We start from the raw sequence: 17,493 nt of genomic DNA on the forward strand, positions 1-17,493 counted from the left end.
TCCAGAAGATGACTCTAGACGCAATGCGCTACTACTCTCCGACCAAACTTTTGTTTCAATTTATCCTCGTGTTTAGCGCACTCTCTGTTGTCCCTGCGATTTATTTCTATGAGCGACTTGATGATCTCGAGACTCGTACTGCACAACAAGTCGCCATGATTGAGCAAGCCAAAGTCAATTACGCGGTGGCAGAGCTTGGTGCCATCAATCAAAAAATTCAACTCTCTGTGATGGAACTGGCCAACAATGGCCTGCTGCACCGTGCTATCGACTCTCCCTCTCCGCTCTCACGCAGTGTAATTGAAGACTTTTGGGCCCTCGTCGCTCGAACCCAAGGCTACTACTCGCAACTGCGTTATTTGGACATCCATGGCCAAGAAAAAATTCGTATCAACCACAATGGTCGGACAACCCAAATCGTTGAAGAAGAATTTTTGCAAGATAAATCCGGGCGCAACTATTTTTCTTATGCGCAGAGCTTGGAAGACGGCCAACTGGGGGTGTATGGCATTGATCTCGAGATTGAGCACGGTGAATACGCACGCCCGTACACGCCGGCGCTGCGCGTGATCGTGCCCGTTGCGACTTCTGGCGTCCGACAAGGCTACTTTATCGCGAATCTCAATCTGTCGATGATTTATGACGAGTTGGCGTATCGAGACAACAGCGGTTCGAAGCCCATCGTTGCCAATGCAAACGGCTTTTATGTGCTGTCTCCCGATACAGCAACGCTGTTTGGTGATCTGCTCCCCGGCCGAGCCCAGCATTCTGTCGCCAATGACTTCCCATTGCTATGGCGACAGCAAGCGATAAACGCCTCAGGAACAGTGCACGAGTCGAATGCTTGGCTGACCTATCAAACCATCGATTTTACCCTCGGTCAGCATACTCAATCGCTTTTGCTCTTCGTGACTATGCCTGCACAGCAGGCTAACCAGATCAGTCGCGCCGAACGCTTTGAGCTATTTGTTCAGTTGTGTTCTGTCTCGGCGGTGATTTTTCTGATTGCCCTATCCTTTGTCATTTGGAATGACAATCACCACAAAAACAGCTTGGAAAGCAAAATTGCCCGCGCGGCGATAAACGGTATGTCTGCTCTGATGATCACAGATAAAGACAATCGGATTATCAAAGTGAATGACGAGCTGTGCCGGATTAGTGGTTACACCTTTGAAGAGGTCAAAGGTCAACAGCCGTCGATGTTTGCCTCCGGAGAACATACGCAAAAGTTCTATCGTGAGATGTGGGAGTCTATTCATACAAGGGGAATTTGGCAGGGAGAAATCATCAATCGACGCAAAGATGCCACCCTTATCACTGAGTTGCTGCGCATCCAAACGGTCAAGAATCATGATGGCAAAATTCAGTTCTATGTCGCATCGTTTGTCGATATCTCCGAGTTGAAGGCATTGGAGCAGCAACTGCGCCGATTGAGTGAAAAAGACGCCCTCACATCGCAATGGAACCGACGCAAGTTTGATATTGAATTGCAAAGCCTATGCATGCGTGTGAAGCGTTATCCTGAAGAGGAACAGGCAGCGCTCTGTTTATTCGACATCGACCATTTTAAGCAGGTGAACGACCAGTACGGTCACGATGTCGGTGATCACGTGATTAAAAGCGTGGCGCAGTTATTGAAAGGTGAGTTAAGAGAAACGGATTTGCTCGCCCGTGTCGGTGGTGAAGAGTTTGCTGTCATCATGCCTAACACCTCGGTTGAAGAGGCGGAAGCCGTCTCCAATCGCATACGCAATGTGGTTGAACAACACTCTATGCATAATGTGACGTTAAGTGGCGGTGTCAGTGATGTCTGCGCGAATCCAAGTCAGACCTACAAACGCACCGATATGGCGCTTTACGACTCTAAATATCTGGGCAGAAATCGTATTTCCGTGATCAAAAGTGATCAGGTGCAAGCCTTCGTCTAAATTGGTGCAAGATTATTTTGTTCACGCACCACGATAGCGCAGATAAACGCCCTATCGAACGCTATACTTAGGTAACACCATCACCTTCGGGTTGGCTCGGTTCTTGATACCCCAGTAGTACCCCCGCACTATTATGGAGAATAGTATGCAAGACGCTCTCACGGTCATTCTCGCTGGAGGAATGGGCTCTCGTCTTAGCCCCCTCACGGACGATCGCGCAAAACCTGCCGTTCCTTTTGGCGGAAAGTACCGTATTATTGATTTCACCCTAACCAATTGCCTACACTCTGGACTTCGGAAAATCCTCGTCCTTACCCAGTACAAGTCTCACTCATTACAAAAACATCTACGAGATGGCTGGTCTATTTTTAACCCTGAACTTGGCGAGTACATCACCGCCGTTCCACCTCAAATGCGGGGTGGTGGTAAGTGGTATGAAGGCACCGCTGATGCAATCTACCATAATCTATGGCTTTTGAGCCGCAGCGATGCCAAATATGTCATCGTCTTGTCGGGCGATCACATCTATCGCATGGATTACGCGGAGATGCTCAAAGAACATATTGATAAGAACGCGAAGCTGACGATTGCCTGTATGGACGTCCCGCGCAGTGAAGCGTCAGCCTTTGGCTGTGTCTCTGTGGGCGAAAGCGGCCGCATCGACGATTTTATTGAAAAGCCGCAAGATCCGCCATCACTGCCGGGCAATGATACGCGTAGTCTTGTGTCGATGGGCATTTATATCTTCGATATGAAAACCCTGACCCGCTCTCTAGAAGCGGATGCCAAAGATAGCCACTCTTCACACGATTTTGGCAAAGACGTCATTCCAAAACTCATCCAAGAGCAAGGCGTCTACGCTTATAACTTCTGCAACGACAAAGGTCGAGTTGACAGAGACTGCTACTGGCGAGATGTGGGTACCATCGACTCCTTCTATCAGGCCAATATGGATCTACTCGAACCCGTTCCCCCAATGAACCTCTATCAGGCAAACTGGCCAATTCGCACTTACGAGTCCCAGTTTCCTCCAGCACGGACCGTCTCCTCAGCCACAGGCAATGAGGGTATTTTCATTAATTCCATTATTGCCAATGGCGTGATCAACTCCGGTGGCTCAGTGCATCATTCCATTATCTCGCCCAACGTGCGTATTAACGACGGCGCCACCATCGCTGGCAGCATCTTGTTTGATGATGTTGAAGTGGGTGAAGGCTGCCGCTTGGTCAACTGCATCGTTGATAAGCACGTCCGAATCCCCGCCAACACAGAAATCGGCGTCGATGCGAAAGAAGATGCCAAGCGCTTTAAGATTTCCTCAGACGGCATCGTGGTGGTGCCAGAGAGTTACAGTTTTTCGTAAAAAAAAGCCTCTAACCTAAGTTAGAGGCTTCACTCAGAGATTGACTAGATCTCCTATAGGGGTAAGTGACAAATCTTCGATTTGTTGAGAGTAATTATCACCTATTTGCGATCGGATTAACACAGCAAATTGCGTGCGATTCACTTTCCCCTTTTTAGGACATAGCTCGGTTACGCCGCTAACGCGCCAGCACGAGGTGTTTCGTTAAAATGGCGCTTGTACTCCCGGGAGAATTGCGAGGTGCTGTTGTAACCGACTCGCCTTGCGGCTTCACTGACCTTCAATCCATCAAGATGAATCAACTCTTTCGCTTTGTTTAGGCGCACCTTTTTAATGTACTGAATAGGGGTTTCTAACGTCACGGAGCGAAACGCTTGATGAAAAGCGGAAATGCTCATGTTCGCCGTCTCAGCCAACCCTTGAACAGTGAGTGAGTCATGGTAGTGATGATGCACATACTCGAGCGCTTTGGCGACGCGCGCGTAATGCCCTTCGTGCTTGGCTAAATCGAACAACACATGCCCTTCACTGCTCATTAGCGCTCTCAGTGCCAACTCTTCAGTTAGAGACTCACCTAACAGAGCGCTCTCTACAGGATGACAAAGTGCCTTCATGATTCGACAACTCACGTCCATCATATCGTTGTCCATACTCACTGAAGAGAGCCCTTCACTGCGCGCAGGAGTCATCGCCTTTGGCTGAACGTTTAGCTCTTCAAGCTTATTGACTAAACGGTGCAGCACTTGAGGATCGACATCGACCGTTAACCCCATCAGTGGCTTGCCAGCATCAGCAATGGCTTCACATTCAAGGGGGAGCGGTACGCCGACCACAAGATAGTCATCGCCACCATATTTAACGGGCTTATCGCCAAGATAGATATGTTTTGTCCCCTGCCCCAATATGATCACGCCTGATTGGTAGACCAAAGGTTGGCGTTTATTCCCCTTGGAGCTTCGATAAAACCACACGCCTTCAATGGCGGTACCGACTACCCCTTCCAAATCGTCGAGGCCATTTTGCTCAACGTATTGCTCCATCCAATCCACCAGCGTCATCGCTTACCACCTATTCACCCAAGCAATATAAGTAGGATTAGGCAAAATAAATGCAGAATTTCGCCTTTATCCCGTCTCATTTGATTACTATTATGCACACATACAAAATCAATACTATCCCAATAACACAAGAGGGTAATGTCAATGCAATTCACCTATGTTAATCCAACCAAAATTTTATTCGGTCAAGGTCAGATCGCAAACATCGCTGCGCAAATTCCTACAGACCAAAAAGTACTCGTGATCTACGGTGGTGGTTCCATCAAGAAAAACGGCGTGTATGACCAAGTGGTCACGGCACTCAACGCGCATTCTTGGGTTGAATTCTCTGGCGTTGAGCCAAACCCAACCAAAGAAACACTCGACAAAGCGGTAGCGATCGTTAAAGAGCAATCGGTCGATTTCATCTTAGCTGTGGGTGGTGGTTCAGTGATTGACGGCTCTAAATACGTCGCTGCTGCTGCACACGTTGATGGCGACGGCTGGGATATTCTGACAGGTAAACACCCTGTCACTTCCGCCACACCACTTGCTGCGATTCTGACCCTGCCAGCGACTGGCTCTGAGTCAAACTCAGGCGCCGTGATCACTAAAGCGGAAACGCATGATAAGTTGGCATTCATGTCACCTTTCGTGCAGCCTAAATTTGCTGTGATGGACCCGGACGTAATGAAAACCCTACCGGAAAAACAGTTGGTCAACGGTATTGTTGATGCGTGGGTACACGTCTGTGAGCAGTACATCACCTACCAACATGGCGCTATGGTTCAAGATGGCTACGCAGAAACATTGTTGAAAAACCTAAAACAGCTCGGTGAACAATTTGCTGACCGTGACAACGATCAGTGGCGCGCAAACCTGATGTGGACGGCTAACCAAGCGCTTAACGGCTTGATAGGTGCAGGTGTCCCGCAAGATTGGGCAACGCACATGATTGGTCATGAGTTTACGGCGCTTTGGGGTGTTGACCACGCACGTTCACTGGCGATTGTGCAACCTTCCCTACTGCGCAACCAGTTAACGGCGAAAAAAGGCAAACTCGAGCAGATGGGCATCAACGTCTTTGGTCTAGCTGCCAGCGACAACCTTGCCGAAGAGACGATTCAGCACATTGAAGCCTTCTACCACTCACTCGGTGTGTCAACACAGTTTGATGAGTATCAGGCAGATAAAGGCGCGGCCGTTGACAGTGTCGTATCACAACTAGAGAGCCACGGCATGTCGGCGCTCGGTGAAAACCAAGCCATTGACCTTAAGGCCAGTCGTCAAATTCTTGAAGCGGCGCTCGCCTAATCAAAACGCTTAATAACGCAAAGAGCAGCAAACGCTGCTCTTTTTAATTCTTTAATCTATTCACGCTTCTCCGATCTTTCCTTTAAATAGGCCTGCAATGCTTGCAAAGACTTATCGACCTCCTCACGAAGTCCTGTGATGTCGTTGCCCACTTCGCTCGGCGAGTTTTCCCATTGTTGACAAAGTGCTCTCAGATGTTCCAAGCCCAAACTGGCAGCAGAGCCTTTCAATTTGTGTGCGATGTCAGACACCTTTCGAGGGTGATTATCGAGGAATGCCTGTTCAAGCTGAGTTAACGATGTCTGGGTAGTACGGGCAAAAAGATCGGCGAGTTCTTGTACTTGGCTAAAACCCAACACCTTGATGTCGGTGTCAATCAGTTGTGTGTTCAATAGCTTGGGAGCCTCTGCATTTATAGGCGCGGGTTGGCGCGGCGTATCATCAACCGTTTCTCCCGTCATCAATGTATGAATCATGGCATCGAGGGCGTCTTTATCTAGCGGTTTGGGTAGATAGCCATCAAATCCCGCTTGCAGGTATCGCTCGACCTCTTGGTTGAACACGTGCGCAGAGACCGCAATCATCTTTGTCTCGCAATCGGTGTCACGCTTCATGCTTTGCATTAAGTCCACACCACTGCCATCTGGAAGATTAATATCAATCAGCGCAATATCATAAGTATGAGCCTTAAATCGCGCGGCTCCCTTAGCGAGGGTGTCGACTGCGTCGGTGTGATGCCCGAGCGCTGCCAAAAATCCCTCAGCGACAAAGCGATTGACTTCATTGTCTTCTACCAGCAATACGCGAGCAGACGGTGTTGTCACTGTATGATTGTGTGAATCTTTGCGTGATGTCGCCCCTACAGGCATCGGCAAAGAAAAGTAGAAGCGGCTGCCTTGATTCTGATCCGATTCAAGCGCAATCTCGCCGCCCATCGCCCGCACAATTTTTTGGCTGATCGCAAGCCCAAGCCCTGTTCCACCCAGCTTGCCTTGTCCTTGATGCACTTGGGTAAACGCAGAGAAGAGCTCACTTTGATCTGGCTTGGCTATTCCTACGCCACTGTCACTCACATCGAACAAAACGTGCTCAGCTTTCGCTGGATCATTGGCGATGAACACATCAATGTAGCCACTGTCAGTAAACTTAACCGCATTCGCCACCAAGTTATTCAGCACTTGGCTAAGACGCGTGCTGTCGGCAAACACGCTCTCGGCGACATCGCTTTCAACCGTATATGAGAGTGACAATCCTTTAGCCAACGCGTCGGCCTGATGCAGCGCCACGACATCTTCCACCATAGCGCGGATTGGGAATGAAGCCGGACGAATCTCCATATGCCCGGCCTCAATTTTACTGTAATCGAGCACATCATTAAGTATTGCCAGCAAGGTTCGCCCACTGTGGGTGATGATGTCGACGTAACGCTGCTGCTGTTGATCAAGCGGCGTTTCTGTAAGCAGCCTCGCGGTGCCGAGAACTCCGTTCATCGGCGTTCGAATTTCATGGCTCATGGTGGCTAAAAAGGCGGATTTCGCTTGGCTGGCTTGCTCTGCTTGTGAACGCGCATCAGCATGCTGCTCCACTTCTTGATTGAGACGTTGATTGGCCGTTTGCAGTTGCTCAGTGCGCAATTCAACCTGTTCTTCCAGGTGGCTTTTATGTGATTCAAGCGCTTGCTTGGCTTTCGCTTCGCTGTCAGCCACCACTTTCAGGGCTTTGGCGGTGTCTCGGGCGGTCAAAATCGCGCGCCCCATCTCTGCTAACTCATCCTTACCACGCACCTCAAAATCCACATTAAGATCCCCTTTAGAGATCGTGAGCAGTGCGGTCGAGTAGTTATCCAAACGTTTGAGCACGGATTGATATACAACGCGCCAGACAATGAGTATGGCCACCGCTAAGCCAAGCGCGGTAATAATCGCCAAGAGCCACTGCGCATAGCTCAACGAGCCTTTAAGCCGTTCAACCGCTGTAGTAGTCGAGCGGTTGGATTGATCCACTAGATGCGTCACTGTCGAGTTGAGCTGAGAAAATTGATCAAAGGTAGCTTGGAGCAGCGCCTGCGCGGCAAGCTCATTTTGGTATCGCTCAAGCAATAGCGTAAATACCGATTGTCGCTGCGCCAATTGTTCCAGTAAGTCGGCCATTTGCTGTGAGCGAGTGGGATCTTCGACTCCCATAACCCGTCGCTGCATAATCTCGATGTTGTTCTGATAAGCGGATCTGACGACCTCAATACGCTGCGCATCATTCATGGTGCGCGACTCTTCAATTTGATTGAGCAATCGAAACGCCAGCAGATGCAGTTCGTGCAAACGTTCAGACAAATCCATGTCCACTTCCACCAGCGCATCCAGCGCTTGGTAGGCATCCGTGAGCTTGTTTTCACCAAGCAGATTATAGATATGCGTTACGTTGGCCACCGCGATAGTACTGGTGTTTGCCACTTGGGTGCGGGTGAGGTCTTCTAGCTCCGTTGCAAATTGGCGCATCTCCCTCGTATCTGCCGAAAGTTGCTGGTTAAAGCTCAAACGCTTTTCCACCACAACGCCCAATTGCACTACGTTATCAATCACCTGCTCTACATCGATTTCTAACTGTTCCAATAAGGTAGAATCAAACGCCTCTGCACCAAGTTGTTTAATGTGCAGTAACAAAGATTCGAGCTGTGTCAGTAGCGCTTGGCCGGAGTCACGATGTTGCTGAGCGGTTTTCGCGTTCGATAAGGTATGGACAGATGAGAGAATACGCGCGCTGAGCTCCGATACTTGCCGCGCTTCCACCATGGAGGGAATCGCCGTATTGACCACGCCGCGCTCGGTTTTCGCTACCATAGAAAAGCCCGCCATGCCGATCAGCGCCGAAATGACGACCAGCAGCCCCATTGCGACAAAGGCGAATAAGAGCGTACGCCCAATGCTGGCCTTGGCTAGTAACATAACAAATCATCGCTTCTGTACACCGAAATATTGGGTTATATTTTGCAAGGTTTATCACGACTTTGCCAATGAATTGCTTAATGACTTTGATCCCAACACTGAAATCCTCTCTGCTGCTTGGTGCGCTGTTTGTATCATGGTCATCGGTGGCGATTGCCTCACCCGCGTTTAAGATCTGCGCGCTTTATCCGCATCTAAAAGACTCGTACTGGCTGTCGGTCAACTATGGCATGGTGCAAGAAGCCCAAGCGCAGAACGTGACACTGAAAGTACTGGAAGCGGGCGGCTACCCCAATCAAAGTAAACAGGGCGCTCAGTTGCAACGCTGTCGAGATTGGCAAGCCGATGCGATATTGCTCGGTACCGTTGCCCCAGACATCTATTTGGGCAAATTAGCGCAACTCTCTGCCGATATCCCGGTTTTTGCCACCATCAATCAGTTAGACAGTGCCGAACACGGCGATGACGTCTTGCTTGGCGAGGTCGGTGTTGATTGGTATCAGATGGGCTATTTCTCTGGCGAGTTTTTGGCAAAACGTCACCCGAAAGGCAGTGGTCATGTTAACGTCGCGGTGCTTCCCGGCCCCGTGGCAAGTGGTGGTACCAAACCTGTGATGCAAGGCATCGAGGCAGCCATTAAAGGCAGTGATGTCACTATCACCGGCGTGCATTGGGCAGACAACGACAAAGAGCTGCAACGCAATTTAGTTCAGCGTGTAACAGAAAACCGCGATATCCATTACCTAATTGGCAGTGCGGTCGCGATTGAAGCGGCAATCAGTGAGTTGCGCCTCGGCGGAAAGAGCGCGCATATCGGTCTTGTCTCTACCTACCTCAGTCATGGCGTCTATCGCGGTTTACTTCGCAATAAAGTGCTGTTTGCACCGAGCGATCAGATGGTGTTGCAAGGTCGTCTATCGGTCCGTCAAGCGGTTCAATCTCTCAAACAAGCGCCTTTTGACAGGCATATTGCGCCCGATATTGTTAAGCTAACGCCCAGTCATTTACCACGTTCGGTTATCGAAGCATCGCTGTCTCCATCCGAATACCGACCCATTTTTAATGTCTTAGCTAAAGAATAACGATTCATAATCAGGAAGAACATTCATGGAAAAAACAACACGTACCCTACCTGCACACAAACACATTGCGCTGGTCGCGCATGACAACTGCAAGCCAGAGTTGCTGCGCTGGGTAACGGAAAACAAAGAAAAGTTACAGAGTCACTTTCTTTATGCCACTGGCACAACTGGCACCATGCTAAGTAAACAGACCGGCCTTGCCATTAAGAGTATGATCAGTGGCCCGATGGGCGGGGACCAGCAGATCGGCGCCCTCATTTCGGAAGGGAAAATCGACATGTTGATTTTCTTCTGGGATCCACTCAACGCGGTTCCACATGACCCAGATGTCAAAGCGCTATTGCGTATTGCGAGCGTCTGGAACATTCCCGTGGCTACCAACCGCGCAACGGCCAAGTTCCTTTTTGAGTCGAGCTTACTTGAGAAAGAAGTGGATATTGAGATCCCTGACTACCAGGCGTATCTGGCCAAGCGCACCTAACGCCTTACGCTTATCAAGTATTCAGCCTGCCACAGTCGCAGGCTGTTTTTGTCTATCGATCGCTTCACATCAAGGTGGTCAGTTCGCGTAAATCGTGAATTTTGGGCAGGGCGTGATCATGCACTCGATTATTGACGCCCAGATAGTGGACAGTTTTAATCCCCGCTCGAATCCCGGCCTCTAGCCCTTTGACCGTGTCATCCACATAGACACAATTTTCTAAGCGAAATCCCATGGTCATGGCGGTATATAAAATCAGATCCGGTTCAGGTTTCCAACTGTTGGTATCGAACGCAGAGAAAATCTTATTCTCGAAATGAGGGTAAAGTCCTGTCAGCTCAAGCGATCGGCGGATTTTACTTTTTGGGCCATTTGAAGCCACACAGTACTCAATCCCTTTCGCTTCGAGCTGCTTCAAAAGCTCGGTGGCACCGGCCGAGGGCTTTAAATGACGTTCAAACAAGTCATCTAGCCGCTCACGGTAAAAAGGTTCTAGTTGATCAATTGAAATTCGACAGCCAAGGCGCTCATTCGTTGCTGCTAAAATGTCAGCCAACTTCCCCCCTTCAAAATGGGCCAAAGCATCTTGCGTAGAAAGCCCAGCACCAAAATGATGAAACGTCTCACTCAGCGCTTGGCAACACAGCTTCTCGCTGTCGATTAGCGTTCCATCACAATCAAATATCACGCATTGGGTTTCTGACATAGCCGCACACTCTGTTAATTCGTTAAACAAAATAGTAAACGAGCGGCCACGATTTGAAATGCGTCACTTAACACTTTAAGTGACAAGGGAAGGGTTTTGCTGAGAACCCTCGCACGCGTCACGAATGGTAGGTAGAATAAATGATGAAGATAATGACTATCTCGTGCGCTTAATGTGCGCTGTGTTCAACATACACAGCATCACATTGATTGAGTTCAAGTTTACTCACTATCGCTGCAATCAGATCATGACGCTTGTATTCCGGTTCCACCACGACATCTGAAATCAGGGCAGCACCTTGATGCGTGGTTACCAACGCTGCGCCAACGGGTTGATTGCCTTTAAACGCAACGATCAATTGGCAAGGTGCTGAGTAGATGATCTGAGTGAAAAACTCAACAATCCACTCTCTGTCTTGTTGGCTTTGCCACTGTTTGGCCTGTTGCAAGGCAAACATCACGGTCATGCGGTGAAAATCCGCCACAAACACATCTTGCTCACTGAATTCGTCGAGAGAGAGCTCATTGAGATCAAGCAAGTGTGTTTCTTGCGCTAAGGCGCGCGCTTGATAGAGCCCGTGCCCTTTGAGGCTCTCTGGCGTTGGAAATTCAACGTCCACTTGGCTGGCAAGCCATTGGTTTTTCATCTCGGTGATGGCAGAGGCGGTATTGGGCATGGGATATCTTTTTAAGGTCATGAGTCTTGTCGTCATGAGCTTAACGATAAGATCATGATGCGACAAGTTTTTCATTGAACTATTGGCTGCTTGAGCATAAAACAGATAAGCTTGGTTCATAGTTAGCTCGACAATCACAAAGCTCAACCATTATTTAAGAAAGGATAGCGGCCATGCGGATAAAATTACTTGGCGTTGCCATGGCTTCACTGCTGCTCACCGCGTGTGATAGCAACGAAGTTGGTGACGTTTCACTCGGTCTATTTACATTGAAAGACATTAAGATAACCTCACTGCAAGATGAGGTGGTGACAGGCGTGACCTGCCACATCGCATCCATTGAAGCGAATCTTAGCCTCTCCGATCCAAGCGACAGCTCCATTTCCTGTCGTCAAACCGGCGAAATCACCACGGATATGATTGCAAAAATCGATAAGAGCGCATCGGGTGAAGTGGTATTTAAAAAGTCAAAAAGCATCTTCTTCAAAACCATGAAAGTGCGCCGCATCTACGATGCCGACACGCAGTCCCTACTCTATCTCTCGTACACAACCAAAGAAACCGAAGGTAGCTTCAAACACAGTCTGTCGACCGTGCCACTTTGGGGTACCGATGCGTATGTGGAGGCCCCTGTCGCTGCACAGTAATTGCGCTAATCACACACAGACTGACCCGCCCTATCTCAAAGTCATGCTAGGGGTGAGCAGGCTTAAGGCGAGCTGTTTTGGCTCGCCTTAATTCTTAAATCAATAGCCGATTTTAAGCCAATCTCGACTGTCTCCCTGTCCGACACGTTTATTTGATCAAAATCTCATTGTGATGTAATTTTTATGAAATTTGAAAGACACTTCTGTGTTAGACTGGCGAAAATTTTTGACTGTCCTTTTTGAGCATGAAATTTCCTGGCCAACGTAAATCTAAGCACTACTTTCCTACTGACAATCGCGATCCATTGATCAATCAGATGAAGCAAGCACCGAAGCTCTACCGCCCTATCGTGGTCGGTGTCGGTCAAACCATCGTGGATATTGAAGCGCGCGTCGATGACGATTTCCTCGCTAAATACGAGTTGAGCAAAGGACACTCACTGGTACTCGAAGAGGATAAAGCCGATGCGCTATATCAAGAGCTGGTGGAACGCGAGCTGATCACACACCAATACCCCGGTGATACCATTGGCAATACCCTACACAACTACTCCGTGCTTGCGGACAGCAAATCGGTGTTGCTGGGTGTAATGTCGAAGAACATTGAGGTTGGCTCCTTTGCCTATCGCTATTTGTGTCGCACTTCCTCTCGTATGAATCTTAATCACCTGCAAATGGTCGAAGGATCGATTGGCCGCTGCTATACCTTGATCTCTGAAAATGGCGAACGTACGTTTGCTATCAATGAAGGTCACATGAATCAACTGCGTCCGGAAAGCATTCCTGAAGAGGTGTTTGATAAAGCCTCGGCACTGGTGGTCTCTTCTTACCTAATGCGCGGTAAGCCAGAAGATCCGATGCCAAAAGCGGTCGCACGTGCAATTGAAATCGCCAAGCAAAAACAGGTTCCTGTTGTGCTGACCTTGGGTACCAAGTGGGTGATTGAAGGCAACGCGGAGTGGTGGCAAGAGTACATCAAAGAGAACATTTCAGTGATCGCGATGAACGAGGAAGAAGGCGAAGCGCTTACCGGTGAGAAAGATCCTCTGCTCGCGGCTGATAAAGCGCTAGAATGGGTCGACCTGGTACTGTGTACAGCGGGGCCTATTGGCCTTTACATGGCGGGCTACACCGATGAATCAGCGAAGCGTGATACGGAACTACCGCTATTGCCGGGCAACATCGCCGAGTTTAATAAGTATGAATTTAGCCGCGCGATGCGCAAACAAGACTGTCAGTCACCTTTGAAAGTCTACTCGCACATAGGTCCGTACCTTGGTGGTCCACTCGAGATCAAAAACACCAACGGCGCGGGCGATGCGGCATTGTCAGCCTTGCTCCATGACATGGCAGCCAACAGCCACCACAAGATGAACGTGCCCAACTCGTCTAAACATGACTTGCCGTTTTTGACTTACTCATCATTATCACAGATCTGTAAGTACGCGAACCGAGTAAGCTACGAGGTGCTCACGCAACACTCGCCGAGATTGGGTCGAGCATTACCAGAGCGTGAAGACAGTCTCGAAGAAGCCTACTGGGATCGATAATGTCGCGCTCAGTACGATTTAAAGTTGCGATAAACCTGCTTTAAATACGTAATAAACGCGAAATACCTTTAAACGCGAAATACCTTTAAACGCGAATTACTTATGAACGCGGTAGTGACAAGCTATCGCGTTTTTTTATTGGCTACCTTTAACTGGCGCAGGGTAAAAGACCAAGGCGTCCCCTTCCACCATGACACAATCCATTCCGCCTGCGTGCGCGGCTTGACGGCCGAGATGCGTATCTTCAAACACCACACACTGAGACGGCGCTAACTTGAGCTGCTCCGCCGCCAGTAAAAACGTATCCGGGTTCGGTTTGTGATGCTCAACATCACTGGCAGTGACAATTGCATCGAGTTTCTCGATGAGGTTCGCTTTTTCCAGCAATCGCATCGCGCTCTGCCTTTGACTGCCTGTCCCTAGCGCCAGTGGCTTTTTACCGTAGAAGTGGTCGAGAATCGCCATCGTGGCTTGTATCGGCTCTCCATGATCATCAAGGCTGCTAAATGTCGCCATCTTAAATTGTGCCACTTCATTGGGATCTAACGTCAAGCCATATTTGCTGTTCACTTCAGCGACAATTTTAAAACTCGGCATGCCCCCTAAGCTGTGCAGCCAATCGCGCGTAAAGGGAAACTGGAAATGCTCGGCCGTCTTTTCCCACGCCAGCAAATGAGCGGGCATGGTATCAATCAGGGTGCCATCCATGTCAAAAATGAGACCTTGATACGATTGTAATAATTCCTTCATATAAAATTCACAAAGCTAAATGGTATAAGAAACTAGTTTTTTAGTAGTAGTCATGAATGTAATTGACAAACATCTCACTAGTGAACTAGCTTGAGAGTATGCACATTACTATAACAACAATAATGAGTTACACCTTTTTTAGGACGCAATTATGAACATAAAGAGTAAGCTCTATTCTCTAGGGGCAGTCGCCATCGTCGGTATCGGCGTGTTGTTGCTCTCCACCACCCAATTTGCCAAAGTGACCAATGAACTCAATCAAGCGAATCTACTCGTCGCTCAGCTTGAAGTCCGCTTGCTCAATCTGCGTCGTAACGAGAAAGATTTCCTGCTCAGAAAAGACGCCAAATATCTCACTTCGTTCAATGACAATATTGATAAGTTTTTAGCCAAAGAGGCAACGCTATCGACTCTCTTAAAGGCTCATGAACTGCCGTCTTCTAAGCAATTACGTACCGACATCCTCGCCTATCAAAAAGGCTTTGCTAGCTTGGTGTCCGCTTTTCAAGCCTATGGTCTCAATGATGAAGATCAACTGCTTGGTCGCTACAACCAAGCGATAGACGCCATTCGCCCATCACTCGACAGTGACCAGTTGGTTCAGCTCGCCGATTTTAATGAGAAAGTGCTAGAAGGCGAATTCGACTCCTCCTTGCTACCGCCGAATGCATCATCACTGCTCAATGCAGCGCAAGCGCTGGTCGTTCAACACGAAAAGGTCGGCCTAAAATACAATGAGGGGCTACTGGGGCAAACACGTGGCCTGTCCCACACGGTCGAGGAGCAATTCAAAAGCTTCTCTTCAGCGCTCAGTGAAAACTCGGCGCAAACCCAATCTCGCTTAGCGACCCTCAAATTAACTGCTACCGTGATCGTCTCTTTGGTGATCATTGGCTTCATCTGGCAAATCGCTCGTTCGATCAACACCCAAGTGTCCACCTTGCTCTCTCTGATTCAGGAGATCGCGCGGACTAATAATGTCGCACTGCGTGCCAATCTCAAAGGTAAAGATGAGTTGGTCGCCATCAGTCAATACTTCAACCGTCTCCTCGATAAACTTGAAGGGCTGATTTCAGGAACTCAAGAGAAATCGGCGCATCTATCATCCACGACCGGTAACATGCATCAAGAACTGGAAAATGTCATTGTTCAGTTTAATGTGCAAGCGGATCACACCTCCACAATGGCCACATCGGTTCAAGAGATGGTGTCGACCATCAATGAGATTTCAGAAAGTACCTCAGTGGCGGTGGAGGGCGTTCATCAAGCGTCGATCAATGCACATAAAGGTCGTGAGGTGGTGGAATCCACGGTGCGTAATATTGATCAGCTGTCGAGCATTCTAGGCGAGAGCCAGACCTCTATCCAATCGCTCAACCATCACGTCGACAAGATTGGCGATGCGGTCAACATCATTCAAGGTATTGCTGAACAGACCAACCTACTTGCGCTGAACGCCGCGATAGAGGCTGCGCGTGCCGGTGAGCAAGGACGCGGATTTGCCGTGGTGGCCGATGAAGTACGCGCATTGGCAAGCCGAACGCATCAATCAACCGAAGACATCACCAAAGTGGTGAGCGCGATTCAGTCACAAATGTCCGAAGTGGTCACCAATATCGATAAGTGTAACGAGCAAGGCGCTGAGACCTTGAAAGCATCGGAAACATTGGATGCGAGTTTGGAGCAAATCATCTCCGATATGGACAACATCCAAGCCAACTCGGAGCGCATCGCCTCGGCGATTGAAGAGCAAGGAATTGTGATGAATCAAGTCAGTGAATCCATCACCGAGCTCAACTCAATTTCCGAGGGTAATATGGAGTCGGCCAAACTCTGTTTGCTCGAAGTCGATAATGTTTCGGCTCAAGCGATTGAGATGGACAAGGCGGTGGCAGAGTTCAAAACCAAGTAACGTACCTATTAGAGGCATGAGGCAAAAAGGCGCGCTCAACGATTGGGCGCGCCTTTTTATTTCGCTCTATTGAGCGACGTTGGCATTTTGCTTACTTCTGAGTTCATCAATGACATAGCTTGGGGCGACTTGACTTAGCTCATCCATACATGGCTCGGATTTATCATGATCGTAACGGATATAAATATCACAAAGAGCATATAACTGTTCTGGAGCACCTGATATAAGGTAAGCAGTCTCAAAAGACTGAGTCGATTTTTCAATATCCAACGACTCTTGTAACACACCATTTAGGTACCAGTAGTAACTATTATCTTTCGCAAGGTTTGCGGCGATGTCCATTTCTTTCGCTGCCTGCTTTCTCTCATCTGTGCGAACCAAGGCTAACGACTTCGAATAGTACAACGCGGCGGCTTCGGGATTCAGTTCCAGTGCCTGATCCAAGATCGCGATAGCCTTATCATTCAGTTGCTGTGCACGATAGTTATCTGCATAAGCGAGCCAAAGCTCTGTCGAGTATCGATCATTCTCTACCAAATTTACATAGATAGGTTCAGCGAGAGTCCATCGCTCTGTCCAACGGTACACGTTTGCCAGCAACAATAAAGACTCTGGATCATTTTGTTCAGCGAGACTTGTCTCAAGCTCTTTGAGCGATTCAGACAGTTGCTCTCTCTGCGATTGACTTAACGCATTGAAGTCTTGAACCAGGTTCGCACTCGCTCGTACGCGAACTATCTGCTCGGCATCGGTAAGCAAAGGAGAAACCATTCGCCAGCGATGCTCAATCGGGTATACCTGAGAGCCGACAATCGCACCATGACGAATCACAGCGCTCTCATCTTTTAAGCCACGAGCAACGGCAACTAGTGCGTTCTCACTCGGGTAACTCGCAAGCGCCATCAATGCCATTGCTCTTTCTTCATCGTCCAAACGCGTGTCTTGAGCATTGTAGGCCAATTGAACCGGATTGATAGCTTGGGTTTCCACCTGTGGCATGAGTGGGCTCGGTGCCACTGCATTCGTTTGATTAGGCGCAGCAACCACAGTGGAAACGCTCAGCGCTGCAACAAGCAATGCGATAGTTGAAAATGGACGAGTCATA

At 48.9% G+C, this 17,493-nt stretch carries 14 protein-coding genes; 8 read left to right on the forward strand and 6 right to left on the reverse strand.

Going from position 1 to position 17,493, the window contains the following annotated elements:
- The first annotated feature begins 8 nt into the window (after positions 1-8).
- The gene (locus tag AC6R10_RS15825) at positions 9-1,928 is read left to right on the forward strand and encodes a GGDEF domain-containing protein (protein WP_500672829.1); all 1,920 of its coding nucleotides are present in this window, start codon (positions 9-11) and stop codon (positions 1,926-1,928) included.
- A 145-nt stretch (positions 1,929-2,073) separates the two neighbouring features.
- Positions 2,074-3,291, forward strand: coding sequence for a glucose-1-phosphate adenylyltransferase (gene glgC, locus AC6R10_RS15830; protein ID WP_500628255.1), 1,218 nt, complete (start codon positions 2,074-2,076; stop codon positions 3,289-3,291).
- Between the two features lie 170 nt (positions 3,292-3,461).
- Here the strand turns inward: glgC and AC6R10_RS15835 are convergent, their stop codons facing one another.
- The gene (locus tag AC6R10_RS15835; RefSeq protein WP_487901479.1) at positions 3,462-4,349 is read right to left on the reverse strand and encodes an AraC family transcriptional regulator; all 888 of its coding nucleotides are present in this window, start codon (positions 4,347-4,349) and stop codon (positions 3,462-3,464) included.
- 144 nt (positions 4,350-4,493) lie between these two features.
- Between AC6R10_RS15835 and AC6R10_RS15840 the strand changes: the two genes are divergently transcribed.
- Positions 4,494-5,642 carry an iron-containing alcohol dehydrogenase gene (locus tag AC6R10_RS15840; protein ID WP_500672830.1) on the forward strand — a complete coding sequence of 383 codons (1,149 nt, stop codon included), beginning with the start codon at positions 4,494-4,496 and terminating at the stop codon, positions 5,640-5,642.
- A gap of 56 nt (positions 5,643-5,698) precedes the next feature.
- Here the strand turns inward: AC6R10_RS15840 and torS are convergent, their stop codons facing one another.
- Positions 5,699-8,584, reverse strand: coding sequence for a TMAO reductase system sensor histidine kinase/response regulator TorS (torS, locus tag AC6R10_RS15845; protein WP_500672831.1), 2,886 nt, complete (start codon positions 8,582-8,584; stop codon positions 5,699-5,701).
- Positions 8,585-8,673: 89 nt separating this feature from the next.
- Here torS and torT point away from each other — a divergent pair, with 89 nt between their 5' ends.
- Both torT and AC6R10_RS15855 read left to right on the forward strand, forming a co-directional pair.
- Positions 8,674-9,666, forward strand: a complete 993-nt coding sequence (gene torT, locus AC6R10_RS15850; RefSeq protein ID WP_500672941.1) for a TMAO reductase system periplasmic protein TorT — start codon at positions 8,674-8,676, stop codon at positions 9,664-9,666.
- A 25-nt stretch (positions 9,667-9,691) separates the two neighbouring features.
- On the forward strand, positions 9,692-10,147 hold the full coding sequence (locus AC6R10_RS15855) for a methylglyoxal synthase (protein WP_334551905.1): 456 nt from the start codon (positions 9,692-9,694) through the stop codon (positions 10,145-10,147).
- A gap of 64 nt (positions 10,148-10,211) precedes the next feature.
- Here the strand turns inward: AC6R10_RS15855 and AC6R10_RS15860 are convergent, their stop codons facing one another.
- Both AC6R10_RS15860 and AC6R10_RS15865 read right to left on the reverse strand, forming a co-directional pair.
- Positions 10,212-10,853: an HAD-IA family hydrolase gene (locus tag AC6R10_RS15860; RefSeq protein ID WP_500672832.1), complete on the reverse strand. Its 642-nt coding sequence runs from the start codon at positions 10,851-10,853 to the stop codon at positions 10,212-10,214.
- Positions 10,854-11,022: 169 nt separating this feature from the next.
- Complete coding sequence (locus AC6R10_RS15865; RefSeq protein WP_500672833.1) at positions 11,023-11,529, reverse strand: GNAT family N-acetyltransferase; 507 nt, start codon at positions 11,527-11,529, stop codon at positions 11,023-11,025.
- A gap of 173 nt (positions 11,530-11,702) precedes the next feature.
- Here AC6R10_RS15865 and AC6R10_RS15870 point away from each other — a divergent pair, with 173 nt between their 5' ends.
- Both AC6R10_RS15870 and AC6R10_RS15875 read left to right on the forward strand, forming a co-directional pair.
- Positions 11,703-12,176, forward strand: coding sequence for a CreA family protein (locus AC6R10_RS15870; RefSeq protein ID WP_334551908.1), 474 nt, complete (start codon positions 11,703-11,705; stop codon positions 12,174-12,176).
- Positions 12,177-12,421: 245 nt separating this feature from the next.
- Positions 12,422-13,726, forward strand: coding sequence for an inosine/guanosine kinase (locus AC6R10_RS15875; RefSeq protein WP_500672834.1), 1,305 nt, complete (start codon positions 12,422-12,424; stop codon positions 13,724-13,726).
- A gap of 135 nt (positions 13,727-13,861) precedes the next feature.
- On the opposite strand, the gene AC6R10_RS15880 is transcribed toward AC6R10_RS15875, so the two are convergent.
- Positions 13,862-14,476 (reverse strand): beta-phosphoglucomutase family hydrolase, encoded by a 615-nt coding sequence (locus AC6R10_RS15880; protein WP_500672835.1) that lies wholly within the window; start codon positions 14,474-14,476, stop codon positions 13,862-13,864.
- A gap of 151 nt (positions 14,477-14,627) precedes the next feature.
- On the opposite strand from AC6R10_RS15880, the gene AC6R10_RS15885 reads away from it, so the two are divergent.
- Positions 14,628-16,388, forward strand: a complete 1,761-nt coding sequence (locus tag AC6R10_RS15885; protein WP_500672836.1) for a methyl-accepting chemotaxis protein — start codon at positions 14,628-14,630, stop codon at positions 16,386-16,388.
- Positions 16,389-16,454: 66 nt separating this feature from the next.
- On the opposite strand, the gene AC6R10_RS15890 is transcribed toward AC6R10_RS15885, so the two are convergent.
- Positions 16,455-17,492, reverse strand: a complete 1,038-nt coding sequence (locus AC6R10_RS15890) for a tetratricopeptide repeat protein (protein WP_500672837.1) — start codon at positions 17,490-17,492, stop codon at positions 16,455-16,457.
- Position 17,493 lies beyond the last annotated feature (1 nt).

Source organism: Vibrio sp. R12-SG2-ISO1, from assembly GCF_059834045.1.

Bases quoted from the DNA above. Each gene is read 5' to 3' on its own strand.
- AC6R10_RS15825 (WP_500672829.1), top strand. From the start codon at position 9: ATGACTCTAGACGCAATGCGCTACTACTCTCCGACCAAACTTTTGTTT.
- glgC (WP_500628255.1), top strand. From the start codon at position 2,074: ATGCAAGACGCTCTCACGGTCATTCTCGCTGGAGGAATGGGCTCTCGT.
- AC6R10_RS15835 (WP_487901479.1), bottom strand. From the start codon at position 4,349: ATGACGCTGGTGGATTGGATGGAGCAATACGTTGAGCAAAATGGCCTC.
- AC6R10_RS15840 (WP_500672830.1), top strand. From the start codon at position 4,494: ATGCAATTCACCTATGTTAATCCAACCAAAATTTTATTCGGTCAAGGT.
- torS (WP_500672831.1), bottom strand. From the start codon at position 8,584: ATGTTACTAGCCAAGGCCAGCATTGGGCGTACGCTCTTATTCGCCTTT.
- AC6R10_RS15855 (WP_334551905.1), top strand. From the start codon at position 9,692: ATGGAAAAAACAACACGTACCCTACCTGCACACAAACACATTGCGCTG.
- AC6R10_RS15860 (WP_500672832.1), bottom strand. From the start codon at position 10,853: ATGTCAGAAACCCAATGCGTGATATTTGATTGTGATGGAACGCTAATC.
- AC6R10_RS15865 (WP_500672833.1), bottom strand. From the start codon at position 11,529: ATGCCCAATACCGCCTCTGCCATCACCGAGATGAAAAACCAATGGCTT.
- AC6R10_RS15870 (WP_334551908.1), top strand. From the start codon at position 11,703: ATGCGGATAAAATTACTTGGCGTTGCCATGGCTTCACTGCTGCTCACC.
- AC6R10_RS15875 (WP_500672834.1), top strand. From the start codon at position 12,422: ATGAAATTTCCTGGCCAACGTAAATCTAAGCACTACTTTCCTACTGAC.
- AC6R10_RS15880 (WP_500672835.1), bottom strand. From the start codon at position 14,476: ATGAAGGAATTATTACAATCGTATCAAGGTCTCATTTTTGACATGGAT.
- AC6R10_RS15885 (WP_500672836.1), top strand. From the start codon at position 14,628: ATGAACATAAAGAGTAAGCTCTATTCTCTAGGGGCAGTCGCCATCGTC.
- AC6R10_RS15890 (WP_500672837.1), bottom strand. From the start codon at position 17,492: ATGACTCGTCCATTTTCAACTATCGCATTGCTTGTTGCAGCGCTGAGC.